Below are 13,519 nucleotides of genomic sequence, written 5' to 3' on the forward strand. Positions count from 1 at the left end.
GAACTTCCTTATGTATCTCCCTGATGATGGTCATAACCTTCTACATATCCAACCGTTTCCCCCCCTCCATTATCCCACTTTCTTTATTTTCTGTAAATTTAATCCACCCCTATGATTCCAAAGGGAGTTGTAATCATAATAGAGAACATATAAAATCCATGTATAACTTGATTTCTTCACCTGAAGGAGCATCTTTATGTTTAATGACCTAAAAACCAAATTCAACAAATACTTTGACCGTTTGACTCCTTTTCAGGTAATTGTATTGTTTTACGCTACGGCCGTCATTGTTTCCACCATACTCGTAAGCCTGCCCTTTTTACATAAGGAGGGTGTCGATTTAAGCTTTATTGACGCTCTCTTTACTGCCGTAAGCGCCGTGAGCGTAACCGGGTTAACGGTCGTATCTACGCTGGATACGTTTAATACCGCTGGGTATTTTGTTCTCATGTTTATACTCCAGTTCGGCGGAATCGGCGTCATGACGCTGGGAACGTTCATCTGGCTGATGCTCGGTAAAAAGATTGGATTGAAAAGGAGACAACTCATTAAAACCGACCAAAACCGCTCTACGTTTGCGGGAATGGTCAATCTGATCAAACAGATCCTATTGATTATTCTTTTGATTGAACTGGTGGGTGCCATCATTTTAAGCGTCTACTTTACTCAATACTTCCCGACAGTAGGGGAAGCCGTCGTTCAGGGAATGTTTGCATCCGTCAGTGCCACGACCAATGCTGGGTTTGATATAACGGGCGTATCCCTTGTCCTATTCGAAAACGATTACTTTGTGCAGTTTATCAATATGCTGTTATTAACACTTGGAGCCATAGGGTTTCCGGTGCTCATTGAGATCAAAGATTATCTGACACATAAACAAAAAAATGTCATGCACTTTTCCCTTTTTGCAAAATTGACGTCTGTTACGTTCGGGGTCCTCGTGGTTGTGGGGACAGTGCTGATCTATCTTCTGGATAGGAACCATTTTTTCGCAGACAAATCCTGGCACGAGGCTTTCTTTTTCTCCCTTTTCCAATCCGTGACCACACGGAACGGAGGACTGGCGACTATGGATGTAGCAGAATTCAGTGTACCGACCTTACTGGTCATCTGTATTCTTATGTTTATCGGGGCATCTCCGAGTAGTGTTGGAGGAGGAATACGGACAACGACTTTCGCAATTAGTGTATTAACGGTCATCGCCTATGCAAGAGGGAAAACTCATGTACGGGTGTTTAGAAGAGAGATCGATCCGGATGATATCTTCCGTTCGTTCATTGTTATTAACACGGCCATTGCGATTACAGGGATTGCGGTAATCTTATTGAATTACTTCGAGCCGCAGTTTTCTTTGATGCAGATTTTATTTGAAGCATGCTCAGCCTTTGGAACGACCGGTCTTTCGATGGGAATTACCCCTGACTTGCATACAGCTGGCAAAATCATTATCATTACTCTCATGTTTATCGGAAGGATCGGCATTTTCTCCTTCTTATTCATCATACGAGGAAAAGGCGTCAAAGATAAATATCATTATCCGAAAGAACCGATGATTATCGGCTGATAGGAGGCAACCAACGATGAAAAAAACATTTGCTGTAGTGGGACTTGGCCGTTTCGGCGGAAGCATCTGCAGAGAACTCAGCCGGGAGGGCATGGAAGTCCTCGCTCTCGATCTCGATGAAAACAAAGTCAATGAATACCGAGAGATCGTTTCTCATGCCGTCATGGCTGATTCCACTGATGAACTCGTCCTCAAAGAATTGGGTTTCAGGAATATTGATCACGTCATCGTAGCCATCGGAGATAATATCCAAGCCAGTATGTTGACGACGTTGATTTTAAAGGAAATGGGCATACGAATGATTACCGTCAAAGCCCAGAACGATTACCATGAGAAAATATTGAACAAGATCGGTGCCGACCAAGTTGTTCACCCGGAAAGAGATATGGGAAAACGTATCGCCCATCACATCATTTCTGATAATATCCTCGATTATATCGAGCTATCTGATGATCACAGCGTCGTCGAGGTAAAAGCAGGAAGAAAGATGAGCGGAAAAACATTGATCGATTTAGATATCCGCGCCCAGTACGGGTGTAATATTGTAGCGATCAAAAGAGGAAAAGATGTCATCGTTTCTCCAATGGCGACCGAACAAGTCAATGCAAGTGACATATTGATTGTCATCGGAGCCGATAAAGACGTCAACCGCTTTGAGAAAAACCTCGTCGTCGAGGATTAATAAAAGCAGCAGCTGTCCGACAGCTGCTGCTTTTTTCAAGATTTAAATATCGCTTGATTGACTCGGGTGACCACGCCGTAAACCACCCGGAACATCAACGGAAACATAAAAAGATCCGTGATGAAACTGAGCCAAAATTCTACGTCACCAGTTAAAACAGCTGCAGCCAACAGTAGGATTGAAGCAAATATGTACATACAATCGGCCATCCAATAATACAAAGTCATAAGCTTTGATTCCTTATAAGGTCGGCCAAACAAGAACGTAACGATCCTTTTCATCAATCATTTCATCCACTTTTACAAACCAAGTCTTTCTTGAATCTTCTTAGCCACAGCAGAAGGTTCAAGATCTGAATTATCGATCTTGATGTAATTCTTCTCATTAATTTCACCATCTTTTGTATTCATCCGCAAACGGTCCATGGAAGTCATCATCCTTTCTTCCGATGCTTCCACATCTCGTTTGGAAGGTTTGTGCTCGAGCCTGTTCGGCGTACGGTTTCTCCTGACCCGTTCTTCCACATCTGCCTGCAGTTCCACGAAATACACTTCTCCTCCTTCACGTTGGAAGATGTCAACGATCGTTTCAACATAATCCCAATCTTCCTGCTTATTGAACGCCCAAATAAACGTAAAGATCATGCCATACTCATCACTTTTCGCATAAGTACGGAAGATTTCTGTTCTGAATAATTGAGACAAGTTCCACATCTCGTCAGTGAATCCAAAAAACGGCTGAAGTAGCTCAATGGTCATATGATTATGAAAAAGCTTCAGCCCTGTTAATTTTTCTAATTCTTGTCCAACCGTCATTTTCCCGACAGCTTGAGGTCCAAATAATAAAACAAGTTTTATTTCTCTCACCTCTTTCCTTTGTAAAAATCTCCTTCTTTCGGGAGACCGTTATTGATCGCTCCACCTGAAATACCGGGAAGCAAGCACAATAGAAACGACCGCGATTCCTAGTAAAATCCCGACTTCGAGTCCGAATTCAGAGATGGGAGCCTCATTCCACGTGCCACGCAGCAATTGAATCACATAATATAATGGCAACACTTTGGCTACATACTGTAGAACCGTCGGCATCATCTCTATCGGAAATGTGGCACCAGAGAGAAAAAGCATTAAATTTAGAAAAAGGGAGCTGATTGCCGCTGCCGACTGTGTATTTTTAGCTAGTGAAGTAACGAACAGGGCAAACGGGAAAAAGGCAAGGATGCTGATGAACAGAGCCAAAAGCGTACTTCCAATATACATAGGAGCCTGAAGGTCGTACATGACCATGCCGAAAACCATGAGTAATATGGCAGAAATAATAAAAATCACTGTCCCCTGCACCGTGTGGGCAGCGAGAATCTTCCACGGTTGAAGCGGTGTCGACTGATACCTGCGCAGGACCCCCGTTTCTCGATAACCGGCAAGAACGGTTCCTAAAGTAAAAAACGAAGTGGTGACAATATTGACACCGATCCATGACGGAATGAAGACTTCAGCAAAGGTAAAAGGACCAGCCATGTCTCCACTGAACATCGAACCGAATAACCAGATCATCACCACAGGAAAAAGGAACGTCCAGAAAACACTGAGACGGTCACGGAAGAACATTTTAGTTTCCAAGTTTGCCAGCTTCATTACCGTATTCATCCGGTTTTCTCCTTTTCCAAGTATTGAACAAACAAGTCATCAAGCGATCCTCGCTCAAACTTGAAGTTCTTCAGTTCAATGTTCTCGTCATGGCAGTAGGTAAAAATTTGATAGGCGGTATGCTGGAGATTCTCACTGAACACTTTGAAGTCGCCCTTTTCTTTTTCCACCCGCACCACATCACTTAATGTCAACAGGTACTCATAGGACATCCGTTCACTATCAAAAGCAAGGTAATGGGTCGCGACATCATCCAAAAGAGCATCAGGAGTATTCAATGCTTTGAGTTCCCCGCTGTAAATCATCGCGACACGATCACAAAGCTTTTCGGCTTCCTCCATATAGTGTGTTGTCACGACAATCGTGCTCCCATGACCTCTTAAAGTACGAATCATCTCCCACATTTCACGTCTGGCATGGGGATCCAGGCCCATACTCGGCTCATCCAGAAACAATAGTTCAGGCTTGTGCAACGTTGCCAAAGCAAGGGTGACCCGCTGTTTCCAACCACCAGAAAGGTCTTCAAAATGGACGTTGAGTTTTTCTCCGAGTCCGAGCATATCGATCAATTGATCTTTTTGGGTTTTCCCTTTGTAAAAGCTTGAGAACAAGTCCAGCGCTTCTTTCACTTTCATCTTTTTCTGAATAGAAGTCGCCTGGAACTGCACGCCTATGAGGCGATTCAGTTCACGCAGCTGTTTCCCGGGATTCAGCCCCAGCACCTCCACTTCTCCTGACGTTGGTTTCTGGATTCCTTCCAATATCTCAAGTGTCGTCGTCTTTCCGGCTCCGTTTGGTCCGATGATCCCGAAGATTTCTCCTTTTCTTACTGCAAACGAAAGGTTTTTAACCGCTTGTGTTGCTCCGAATGACTTGGATAAGTTTTCGACCTGGATGACCTGTTCGATGATGACCGCTCCCTTCTTTCAAGTTCTATATATGCATCTACGCGTAGATATCAAAGAAGTTTCACAAGAAGTTTTATTGCCTCATGCCATCTATTTGATGATTTTTTTTGACTTTTGCACGGGTTTCGAAAATGAACCAACTCCGCCCCACGTTAAAATGTAAAATCAGCACCTCACTATGTGTATTCCAATAGGGAGTTAATTTTTCTCTTTCTTCAAATTTTTCTTTAACCCAATCCCTATTGATGTACCTATCAGACCGCCAATACTGAGACCGATGATAAGTCTCCAATCGATTCCCTCACCGTTCCATAAACTAATTAGGGATATTCCTACAAGGACACCGATCATCCAGCCGAACCAGGATTTAAAGAATCTTTTAATAAGAGTACCCCTTTCAATAAGCACGTGTCCCGTTTTCAAAGTCCACTAGCGTTTTTTCTATATGGTTGCTAAAGCAGAGACATCCAACTCTTCACTCTCAATGACAATCGCTGTCAATCCAGTCTCGGTTTTCGTTTCATGCCATTCGTCTTTTCTCCAATAGACAGCGTCGCTCCTTTCTACGGGAGTAAACCTTTCCTCTTCCCCTCTGACCATTCCTTCTCCTTCGACCACCAGCAAGAGCTGCGGAACGATAGCCTGATGGTAACCGATCACTCCATGTTCTCCTAAATGCATACATCCGATATGAGCATCTTTATGAGTCTTGGTTATGCGTGACATGATGAAATCCGATTGGAACTTCTCAATCTTTTTACCCGTTTCTTTCTTAAAAGAGTAAATATCCATTTGTACCTCCTGATTTTCTGTGATCAATGACTGAGTATCTTATCCATTCATGAAGATGGTTGTGAAGCGACAGGCATATATCTCGTAAAATAAGCACCTAACATGATGAGGACAATCGTGATCCCCCAACTTACGATTCCAAGACCATCTAACCAGGAAGCCAAAAGGTTCAGTATAGCAATGGCGTAAAAACAGATGGATGTCAGCGCCGTTTTCCATCCTTTTACTCCTTCTTTCTTTCGCTTGTATATGAATACAGAAACCGAGACCAATAGAGCTAAAAACAATAAGCTAGAGAGCAGGATCTCCATCAAAATCAATCCTTTTCTTAATATTTTTCTATATAAGCCGTAAACTGAATGGTAAACCCGACAAGAAGCAGAACCCCAATAAGAAGACATCCAATATGGATGATCCTCTGTAATAACGTTTCTTCCTTCACTTTTTTAATCGTCACAAGCGGAAGCACTGTCAAGAGAACGCCAAATAGTAAAGCCAAATCCATAATTTCTCCCCTTTAGTGATAACAATTGTCATGACTCGGAGTGTCTACCCCGGTCACGTTACCACTTTTAATACAACTTGTTTCGACTATTTCTGATTACAACTTCCAGTAGGGCGATCACCGCCATAGAAACGAAAAACAAAAGGATTATGTTTTCCGTTGAACCCCGAACAGCATGGATGTTTGAAAAAATGAGGCCTCCATATAGAAAATATTTCAGCACAAGTTTCCCTCTCCTTTTACTTCCTTACCTGTTGATCCGTCGGCATGACGATCGCAGCCACAAGGTAAATGAGCCAAGTCAATCCTCCTGTGAAAAATCCAGATACTACAACGAGGATTCTCAGGATACTCACATCAATGTTAAACGTTTCACTGAGACCGCCGAGAACCCCTGACAACTGGCTTTCATTCGTGGAACGATATAATTTCTTCAAATCCTTTTCCTCCTTGATCACTATTCAAAGACCCACTCAAAAAATGTGATGACGAAGTACAAATTGAAAAAATACACGACTTGCATACCTAAAAATAGAACCATGACTACCAGTGCCCGCTTCATCGTGGGCTGCTTCAATTGAAGATAGTAACCGATACCCCAGATCACATAGACCAATAGAATACTAAGGTTTTCACCTATATAGGGATCTTCCTGTTCTACGAAGTGGGTACCGAAATAAAGAAAAAACCCCCATGCTAATAAAAGGACGAATAACATCAGATTAGTCATATGAACCTTTTCACGAATGTTAACCACTCCTTTGTTTAAGGTTCGCTGATCCCCATCGCAAGAAGAAGAAAGAACATCATGATCAGCACCCCGCCGTTTACTACAAATCCTGCCGTACCTGCGATGATTTTTTTAGATAGCACCGCACAGACGATGCCTATGATGGAAAGAGAACTTCCAACGATTACGACCAATGGCAGATTGACGTTTGGTCCCCGCACCAATAGGAATAAAATAAAGTTAACGATAACCATCCCTAATGACGTCCAAGCCCACTTATTCATATAATGTCTCCCCTTTACAAGTAATCAGCGTTTCGGCCTTCGTAATCCTAGTGAAGATCATCGTTGTAAGAAAAAGCCATTTCTTCTTTCATACGGTTGTTCCTCCCCGAGGGTTTCATTATTTATCAATAAAAAACATCCCCCTAAAAACGGGAGATGCTTTTACTTACTTTCTTCAGACCGATCAGCAAATAGATTTTCTTTCATCGCATAAATCGCCGCCTGTGTACGATCATGAACCTGCAGCTTGCTTAGAAGATTACTTACATGCGTTTTGACCGTTTTTTCTGTTATGTACAAGTCGCTCGCAATTTCTTTGTTGCTTTTCCCGAGCGTGATTTGAAAGAGCACATCTTTCTCCCTGTTCGTCAGCTTGAAATGAACGTCAGGTTCCTTCTTTTCTCCTCCACTGCTCATTTGCTCCAAAAGTAGATTCGTCGCTTTTGGGTGGAGCAGTTTCTCGCCTTTGGACGCGGCTCTGATTGTTTTCACAAGTTCATCGGGGTCGACATCTTTGAGCTGGTACCCGACAGCCCCGGCCTGCAAAGCGGGAATAACATGGTCTTGATCAGAATAGCTCGTCAGGACGACCACCTTTGCTCCCGGATGGGCTTCACGTAATTTCTTCGTCGCTTCTACTCCATCCATGACCGGCATCATCAAGTCCATAAGCACGACATCCGGCTTCCATTTTTCATACGCGTTCAATGCTTTTTCTCCATTTTCCACTTCACCGATAACCTCGATATCTCTCTGCGTATTGAGAAAAAATTTCAACCCTCTCAATACGACGAGATGATCATCCACGAGCATCACTCTAATTTTCATGCTCACTACTCCTCTCCCTCCGGTACGGTAAAAAGACATCAATCGTTGTGCCTGCCCCCGGTTCGCTTCTCACAGAAAGTTTCCCACCTAAGAGTTCTGCCCGTTCTTTCATACTGATCAGTCCGAGCGTCCGCCGATCGTCATCCGCTTCGATTTGAAATCCACTCCCACGATCCCTCACCGTCATGCCCGCTCCTCCTTCTGTATCAAAAAGGTGGACCGTCACCTCTTTCGTATTCGCGTGTTTCGCGACATTGTTCATCGCTTCCTGACTAATACGCCATAGCGTTTCTTCTGCCTGGCGCGACCAGTCAGGGAGACGTTCCATATCAAACTGAACACAGAGCCCAAGGTGCTCGCCATATTTCTTCATAGCTGACAGCAATCCCTCTTCCAGCCCCACCGGGCGCAACTGCCATATTAAGGAGCGCATCTCTTTCAATGACTGCTGTGACATGGACCACATGTCATCCATTAATTCCCCAAGAGAAGAGTCGTACTTGGACACCATTTCCTTCGCGCCTTTAGCCGTCAAAGATAAGGAGAAAAGTTTCTGATTCACAGAATCGTGCAAATCACGGGCCAGCCGCTTCCGCTCTTCATGAAGCAGCAACTCCTGCCGTTTCTCTTTTAGATTGATATTTTCATAAACGAGCGACAAATGCCGTCCCAGTGCGATCAAAAATTCATCATCACTAGGTTGGAATGAAGTGCTCTCTTGTGGTTCAATCCAAACAGCACCTCGGACAGCTTTTTCTCTGGTGATTGGGATCACCGCCAAATCCTCATGGAGTCTGACTTCATCCGACATCACGAAAGCCGGTTTCGTGCCTATATGACTTTCAATGTAACAACCAACCGAAGACCAGCCGAAAGTCTTCTGTCCTTCCCTCTGTAATATCTCCCGCAATTCATAAAAGTCATCCGCAGACCATAAAAAACCGGCAAGCTGGTTCAATTTTTCAAAGCTTTCTGCACGCCTCCGTTCATCTTGATATAAACGGGTCCTGCGTATGGCTGTACCAATTTGGAACCCTAGCGATTGAAGCAGCGTCAATTCTTCCTGAGAGAATTTTTCCTTACGAGGGGAAGCGACATTCAATAAGCCGAAAGATTCCGCTCCGTCTCCAAGCGGAATCGTGGCATGGTGGGTAATCCCATTTGTATCCCCCCAAGCATGCTGGATGGCTTCATTCAGTCGTTTACATTCAATGATGTTGACCGGCTGATTCAGCTTCCCATTGCGATAACGGCTCAAGCAATAACAATCTCCGCTGCACATCGGCTTATAGTCCCCCCATGATAAAGCAGGAGGAAGTCCATGATGCGCAGCGAGTACATATTCTTCTGGATGATCAAGGAGAAAAACCCACCCCGCATCCAGCTTCGTCAATTCCAGCAACTTTTCCAGTACGGTCTGAAGCATCGTCGTCATGTCGTTACAACGGTTAAGCGTTTCAGCAATAACTTTCATAATGTTCAATTCTTCTACCCGTTCATATCTACTCATTGTTCCACCCCCTTCTTCGTATTGTCGAATTCTCAAATAACGCCCATTCAACTACTCTTCACGTTCAGAAAACGAACAGCCATAAATTCCGCCAATAATAGATCGAGCTTCTCTTCCATCTCCGCTCTCAAACGATCCCCTTCAAAGTGTTCCGGATCAAAAATCAGCTGCCCGGGAGCCACAGCTGCGTAGAGTCCACGTCCAACGGTGCGCATCTGGTTCAGTGCATTGATGCCGCCTTTCCCACCTCCGGAAACAGCAAGCAGCAAAGTGGGTTTCCCTTTAAATTGTGAGCCGCTTAAAAACTCTAGCGCATTTTTTAGCGCGCCACTCATACCATTATGATATTCCGGCGACACCCATATAAAACCATCCGCTTCCGCGACAATTCTTCGCAGCCACTGGACGGAAGGTCGGTTTCCCTGTGACTCTTCTCCATTAAATAAAGGGAGATCCAGCCTACTTAAGTCGACCAGGGTTCCATCCAATTTATGCTCTAATGCCTGAGCAACAACCTTTGTCCGTCCATTCTTCCTCGGCGTTCCACTAAAAATCACGATACTCATTCTTCATAACCTCCTTACTTCTTAGGTTATGGGAAAAGGCATCATCTTGAATCCGAGAATGGAAGGAAGATCATCTACACCATTGGACCGAAAACATGCGTTCGTCTATAAAGAAAGGAAATCATCCGGTTGAATGGATGGGGCCGGCGGAAGGGGTTGAACATCCCCGCCTTCTCCTGGAGGGAGGGGACGGCTGTGGATGATAGGATAAAAAAGTTCGAAGAAAGCTGTTCTGGACATGAACGTGGTTTCTTCGCCTACATCCAAGTAGACGTTTTCCCTGTCCTTCCCATAATAGATGTGGATCAATTCATCATCTCCGAAGTCCAACGTTCCTAGTTTCCCGTTTTTAGTCCATTCACCTTTAACACGGGCCGCTTCATATACACCCTCCCTAATCGTCACAATCTCTTTGATGGATTCGATCTCTACTTTTCTTTTCATCTCAGAATCATGAAGAATGATGGTTGATGGAACTTGGGTGAAATCTACGTCCCTAGACTGCTCTAAAGCTTCCTCTTTGACGACAAAAGCATCCACAGGCATGGCACCAAATAGCACAAAAATAATGACGAAGGTCAACTTCTTCATCCACTCACCCTTTCTGGGATTTTATACAAAAAACACTTGAACCTTCATGGATTCAAGCGTCTCTTGCTGCTATTTTTTGAATAAGGACATAATTTTACCGAGGGTTCCACGGGAATTTTTGACCGAATGTTCCAACCGTTCATTGAACTCGCTTTGAGAGCGCCACTCTTTCTTTTGTTCCTCGCGCATCTCCCGGATTTCTTTTTGGAGATATTCCGACTTTTCTTGTTCTTCACGCAACAGTTCTTCATACTGTTCTTTCTGCTGCTGCATCATCTTATCCATTTTCGTATGCGTCTTTTGTGAAAAGTTCCCGACTCCGGAGCTGATCACATGGTGATCCTGTTTTAAACGGGATACGGTCGTTTTCAGTTCAGCCATATCATTTTTCAACTGAACGTTCATTTCTCTTGAGGCCGCAAGCTCACTGGCCAGGAAACGGAACATCTCTTTCATCTGATCGGAATCCTGCATCTCCGTTCCGTCATATGTATCGGAAAGTGCGAGTTCGCGAGACTCATAGCCTGCGAGAAGCTCCTTCTGTTCTTCTACGATTTCTTTAATTTTATCTTCTTTCGGCATTTCTGTATCACGAATTTTTATGAGAGCCTCGACATCTGACCTCACAAAGATCCGCCGGTCGCCGTCTTTGAAAAACTCATACCCGTTCTGTTCCAAAAGCTGCCCATACCGTCTGACCGTCGTTGTGGCGATCCCGACTTCTTCGGCTACTTCCTTTGTTGAGAAAGCACGTTCGTTCGGTTGTATATCGTGTCGCATATCGGGCCTCCTTTTCTTTCTATATAATCGTTATCAAACATCACTACATCTATTATAAGAGTTTTTCGACTTTCTGCCCATCCACATTCCGTTTTATTTTTCCCCTATTAATCTTCTTTGTTTGACTTGATTCCTAAGAATTTCTCCATACGAATGTCCGCCCACTTGCTGCCGTTCCAATACGTGAAATCCGGGATCCTTGCAATCTCTTCATACCCGAGCTTCCTGTACAGCTTCTGTGCCTTCTTATTAAATTCGAACACCCCAAGCTCCACACGGTCTAATCCTGCCTCTTTGATCCGGTCTTCCAAGTAACGGATAGCTTCGAATCCAATTCCTTTCCCTCGACCGGCTGCCTCACCAATGGTAATTCCGATCCAGGCTGTATCTTGTTCTTTTTTATGTAGATGACCAGGGTTGATCATGTAATTCATTTCACCAACGAGTTCACCATCCATATAAATAAGGAAAATTTCATGGTTCTTCAATCGCTGTTTCAAACTTTCCGCTGTCACTTCATACCTTTTCTCCAATGCCTCCTGATCCTGATTCGGTCGAACCATCGGTATGAGTGCAGTGTCGTTCTCCCACCGATGATAGGCCGATGCGATCTTTACTGTTGGCTCTGTCAGTTTCTCAAATGTAACTCCCATGGGTGTTTCCCCCTTTCGCTTCATCACTTCAATGATTTTATCCGCCAAATTTCCCATGCTATAGTTTTCGGCATGTTTTCTTTATATATGGGAGTCTCTATCGAATCCTTGTTCTTCTATTAAAACATATCTCAACCCTTCCAAGCATAGATTCATTGGTTTACAATAAGATGAGCTTGAACACCAGGAGGTCGAATGTGAAGAAAACAACACTCATGATCCTCATGCTTCTCACCGTTCTCACCGGTTGCATGAATGAATCAACAAGTAAGAGTGCTCAGGGAATAAAGAAAGAAGGGAAAAGCCAGGCCTATACCGCTGACAACGTCTATCAATGGCTCAATGAATCCAACTTGCTGGAAGGAGAAAAGGAGCCATTGCCGGATAGCGTGCAGGAACACGACCAATTCGTGAACGGCTACTCCATAGGAGATATCGACATCATCGAATACGAAAACGCTGAAGGAACAGAGCACCTTAAAGATCATCCGATCGCCCTTGTCCATGAGAATATCGTCCTCATGTTCCTCGGTCAGATGTCACAAAAAGATAGCTTTCAAGCCGTCCTTGAAGCAAGAAAGCCTCTTGATGGACTTTACAGAGGCTACTTTAACTCTGCAGAACAACAGTCTTTTGTCCGCCAATTCAGAGATGAGGCATTCAATGGCTTCAAAGAAACGATCACCCATTTTTACAAGCTGGAAGATTCGTTGAAGTCTGATACGTTCACAAGGTTCCTGTATCAAAAAGAGGTGACATGGAAAGGCACACTTGTCCAAACGTTCCCTGATTTTATCGTTGTCTATGCGGGCGACGCTTACAATGGAGAGAATTGGCTGAATATCAAAACGAACAGCACAGAGATGCTGCCCTACACCTTTGTCGTTGAAACCAAGAACCTTGAGGGAAAATCATTGGAGTTGGATGTGGAAAGAGGAGACACCATTACTGTCAAAGGGCAGATTAATAAGCAGGGATCTTTAAAGAAGGAGACTCATTGGGGATTGGAGAACGGACTGGTCATTCAATAAGGGGTTCAGACAATTCTGGAACCCCTTTACAGAAAAACATATCGCTTCATAGGCATCCGATGGTGAAGGTTCATGCCTTTATTACAACTATGGAACAGGTACAGGGACGAACTCGAACAGATACGTAAAAAACAATACAAATGCCATAAAGGAAACGATCAGCTTACGCTTTCTGAATTCGATGATGGCAAATGTTGCAATGCCTACTATGGTTAAACCATAGAAAACAAAATCGAACCAGCGCTCTTCTATATAGAAAATTTTCACCGTATATAATAGCCAGTAAAAAACCACTGCATAAAGGTACCACATGGTATGTTTAGACTCTCTTTTCTCATCTGTCATGGCTACTCCCCCACAAAGGAAAAATGGTTGCATCTTTTTTATGTCGTTTTCATTTTCCCTTTCTCCATCAAACGAATCATGATCCATCCGTGTATTTGTAAAAA

General features: G+C 43.8%; 20 protein-coding genes. 3 read left to right on the forward strand and 17 right to left on the reverse strand.

All coding sequences use genetic code 11. From position 1 onward, the window contains the following. Window positions 1–196: 196 nt before the first annotated feature. Together K2225_RS04585 and K2225_RS04590 are read left to right on the forward strand one after the other, a co-directional pair. Entirely contained in the window at window positions 197–1,564 is a 1,368-nt protein-coding gene (locus tag K2225_RS04585; protein WP_220583681.1) for a TrkH family potassium uptake protein, read from the forward strand. 16 nt (window positions 1,565–1,580) lie between these two features. Continuing rightward, window positions 1,581–2,246 carry a potassium channel family protein gene (locus K2225_RS04590; RefSeq protein WP_146813820.1) on the forward strand — a complete coding sequence of 222 codons (666 nt, stop codon included), beginning with the start codon at window positions 1,581–1,583 and terminating at the stop codon, window positions 2,244–2,246. A 35-nt stretch (window positions 2,247–2,281) separates the two neighbouring features. Here the strand turns inward: K2225_RS04590 and K2225_RS04595 are convergent, their stop codons facing one another. The 16 genes from K2225_RS04595 to K2225_RS04670 form a co-directional block, all read right to left on the reverse strand. After that, window positions 2,282–2,527, reverse strand: a complete 246-nt coding sequence (locus K2225_RS04595) for a hypothetical protein (RefSeq protein ID WP_220583682.1) — start codon at window positions 2,525–2,527, stop codon at window positions 2,282–2,284. A gap of 18 nt (window positions 2,528–2,545) precedes the next feature. Further along, window positions 2,546–3,103, reverse strand: a complete 558-nt coding sequence (locus tag K2225_RS04600) for a DEAD/DEAH box helicase family protein (RefSeq protein WP_220584014.1) — start codon at window positions 3,101–3,103, stop codon at window positions 2,546–2,548. 48 nt (window positions 3,104–3,151) lie between these two features. Further along, window positions 3,152–3,892 carry an ABC transporter permease gene (locus K2225_RS04605; protein WP_220583683.1) on the reverse strand — a complete coding sequence of 247 codons (741 nt, stop codon included), beginning with the start codon at window positions 3,890–3,892 and terminating at the stop codon, window positions 3,152–3,154. Further along, entirely contained in the window at window positions 3,889–4,803 is a 915-nt protein-coding gene (locus K2225_RS04610; protein WP_370632720.1) for an ABC transporter ATP-binding protein, read from the reverse strand. The genes K2225_RS04605 and K2225_RS04610 overlap by 4 nt, the downstream gene beginning before the upstream one ends. A gap of 438 nt (window positions 4,804–5,241) precedes the next feature. Further along, entirely contained in the window at window positions 5,242–5,592 is a 351-nt protein-coding gene (locus K2225_RS04615) for a cupin (RefSeq protein ID WP_220583684.1), read from the reverse strand. A 47-nt stretch (window positions 5,593–5,639) separates the two neighbouring features. After that, the gene (locus K2225_RS04620; protein ID WP_220583685.1) at window positions 5,640–5,903 is read right to left on the reverse strand and encodes a hypothetical protein; all 264 of its coding nucleotides are present in this window, start codon (window positions 5,901–5,903) and stop codon (window positions 5,640–5,642) included. 17 nt (window positions 5,904–5,920) lie between these two features. Beyond that, entirely contained in the window at window positions 5,921–6,097 is a 177-nt protein-coding gene (locus K2225_RS04625) for a hypothetical protein (protein WP_220583686.1), read from the reverse strand. 239 nt (window positions 6,098–6,336) lie between these two features. Beyond that, entirely contained in the window at window positions 6,337–6,534 is a 198-nt protein-coding gene (locus K2225_RS04630) for a PspC domain-containing protein (RefSeq protein WP_220583687.1), read from the reverse strand. Window positions 6,535–6,554: 20 nt separating this feature from the next. Beyond that, window positions 6,555–6,827, reverse strand: coding sequence for a hypothetical protein (locus tag K2225_RS04635; RefSeq protein ID WP_220583688.1), 273 nt, complete (start codon window positions 6,825–6,827; stop codon window positions 6,555–6,557). A 35-nt stretch (window positions 6,828–6,862) separates the two neighbouring features. Next, the gene (locus K2225_RS04640) at window positions 6,863–7,111 is read right to left on the reverse strand and encodes a hypothetical protein (RefSeq protein WP_220583689.1); all 249 of its coding nucleotides are present in this window, start codon (window positions 7,109–7,111) and stop codon (window positions 6,863–6,865) included. A 162-nt stretch (window positions 7,112–7,273) separates the two neighbouring features. After that, window positions 7,274–7,939 carry a response regulator gene (locus K2225_RS04645; protein ID WP_220583690.1) on the reverse strand — a complete coding sequence of 222 codons (666 nt, stop codon included), beginning with the start codon at window positions 7,937–7,939 and terminating at the stop codon, window positions 7,274–7,276. Further along, a complete protein-coding gene (locus tag K2225_RS04650; RefSeq protein ID WP_220583691.1) occupies window positions 7,929–9,449 on the reverse strand; it encodes a GAF domain-containing sensor histidine kinase in 1,521 nt (506 codons plus the stop codon). Before K2225_RS04650 ends, K2225_RS04645 begins: the two co-directional genes overlap by 11 nt. Window positions 9,450–9,496: 47 nt before the next feature. Continuing rightward, window positions 9,497–10,015: an NADPH-dependent FMN reductase gene (locus K2225_RS04655; protein ID WP_220583692.1), complete on the reverse strand. Its 519-nt coding sequence runs from the start codon at window positions 10,013–10,015 to the stop codon at window positions 9,497–9,499. Between the two features lie 105 nt (window positions 10,016–10,120). Further along, a complete protein-coding gene (locus K2225_RS04660; RefSeq protein WP_220583693.1) occupies window positions 10,121–10,606 on the reverse strand; it encodes a hypothetical protein in 486 nt (161 codons plus the stop codon). Window positions 10,607–10,675: 69 nt separating this feature from the next. Continuing rightward, complete coding sequence (locus K2225_RS04665; RefSeq protein WP_220583694.1) at window positions 10,676–11,386, reverse strand: helix-turn-helix transcriptional regulator; 711 nt, start codon at window positions 11,384–11,386, stop codon at window positions 10,676–10,678. A 107-nt stretch (window positions 11,387–11,493) separates the two neighbouring features. After that, the gene (locus K2225_RS04670) at window positions 11,494–12,039 is read right to left on the reverse strand and encodes a GNAT family N-acetyltransferase (protein WP_220583695.1); all 546 of its coding nucleotides are present in this window, start codon (window positions 12,037–12,039) and stop codon (window positions 11,494–11,496) included. Window positions 12,040–12,236: 197 nt separating this feature from the next. On the opposite strand from K2225_RS04670, the gene K2225_RS04675 reads away from it, so the two are divergent. Continuing rightward, on the forward strand, window positions 12,237–13,070 hold the full coding sequence (locus K2225_RS04675; RefSeq protein ID WP_220583696.1) for a hypothetical protein: 834 nt from the start codon (window positions 12,237–12,239) through the stop codon (window positions 13,068–13,070). Between the two features lie 87 nt (window positions 13,071–13,157). On the opposite strand, the gene K2225_RS04680 is transcribed toward K2225_RS04675, so the two are convergent. Then, window positions 13,158–13,415 (reverse strand): hypothetical protein, encoded by a 258-nt coding sequence (locus K2225_RS04680; protein ID WP_220583697.1) that lies wholly within the window; start codon window positions 13,413–13,415, stop codon window positions 13,158–13,160. Between the last annotated feature and the right edge of the window lie 104 nt (window positions 13,416–13,519).

The organism is Halobacillus sp. Nhm2S1 (genome assembly GCF_019599545.1).
Lineage (GTDB): Bacteria > Bacillota > Bacilli > Bacillales > Halobacillaceae > Halobacillus.

Excerpts from the sequence above, each read along its gene's own strand:
- K2225_RS04585 (WP_220583681.1), top strand. The coding sequence starts at position 197 with ATGTTTAATGACCTAAAAACCAAATTCAACAAATACTTTGACCGTTTG.
- K2225_RS04590 (WP_146813820.1), top strand. The coding sequence starts at position 1,581 with ATGAAAAAAACATTTGCTGTAGTGGGACTTGGCCGTTTCGGCGGAAGC.
- K2225_RS04595 (WP_220583682.1), bottom strand. The coding sequence starts at position 2,527 with ATGAAAAGGATCGTTACGTTCTTGTTTGGCCGACCTTATAAGGAATCA.
- K2225_RS04605 (WP_220583683.1), bottom strand. The coding sequence starts at position 3,892 with ATGAATACGGTAATGAAGCTGGCAAACTTGGAAACTAAAATGTTCTTC.
- K2225_RS04615 (WP_220583684.1), bottom strand. The coding sequence starts at position 5,592 with ATGGATATTTACTCTTTTAAGAAAGAAACGGGTAAAAAGATTGAGAAG.
- K2225_RS04620 (WP_220583685.1), bottom strand. The coding sequence starts at position 5,903 with ATGGAGATCCTGCTCTCTAGCTTATTGTTTTTAGCTCTATTGGTCTCG.
- K2225_RS04625 (WP_220583686.1), bottom strand. The coding sequence starts at position 6,097 with ATGGATTTGGCTTTACTATTTGGCGTTCTCTTGACAGTGCTTCCGCTT.
- K2225_RS04635 (WP_220583688.1), bottom strand. The coding sequence starts at position 6,827 with ATGACTAATCTGATGTTATTCGTCCTTTTATTAGCATGGGGGTTTTTT.
- K2225_RS04640 (WP_220583689.1), bottom strand. The coding sequence starts at position 7,111 with ATGAATAAGTGGGCTTGGACGTCATTAGGGATGGTTATCGTTAACTTT.
- K2225_RS04645 (WP_220583690.1), bottom strand. The coding sequence starts at position 7,939 with ATGAAAATTAGAGTGATGCTCGTGGATGATCATCTCGTCGTATTGAGA.
- K2225_RS04650 (WP_220583691.1), bottom strand. The coding sequence starts at position 9,449 with ATGAGTAGATATGAACGGGTAGAAGAATTGAACATTATGAAAGTTATT.
- K2225_RS04655 (WP_220583692.1), bottom strand. The coding sequence starts at position 10,015 with ATGAGTATCGTGATTTTTAGTGGAACGCCGAGGAAGAATGGACGGACA.
- K2225_RS04660 (WP_220583693.1), bottom strand. The coding sequence starts at position 10,606 with ATGAAGAAGTTGACCTTCGTCATTATTTTTGTGCTATTTGGTGCCATG.
- K2225_RS04665 (WP_220583694.1), bottom strand. The coding sequence starts at position 11,386 with ATGCGACACGATATACAACCGAACGAACGTGCTTTCTCAACAAAGGAA.
- K2225_RS04670 (WP_220583695.1), bottom strand. The coding sequence starts at position 12,039 with ATGGGAGTTACATTTGAGAAACTGACAGAGCCAACAGTAAAGATCGCA.
- K2225_RS04680 (WP_220583697.1), bottom strand. The coding sequence starts at position 13,415 with ATGACAGATGAGAAAAGAGAGTCTAAACATACCATGTGGTACCTTTAT.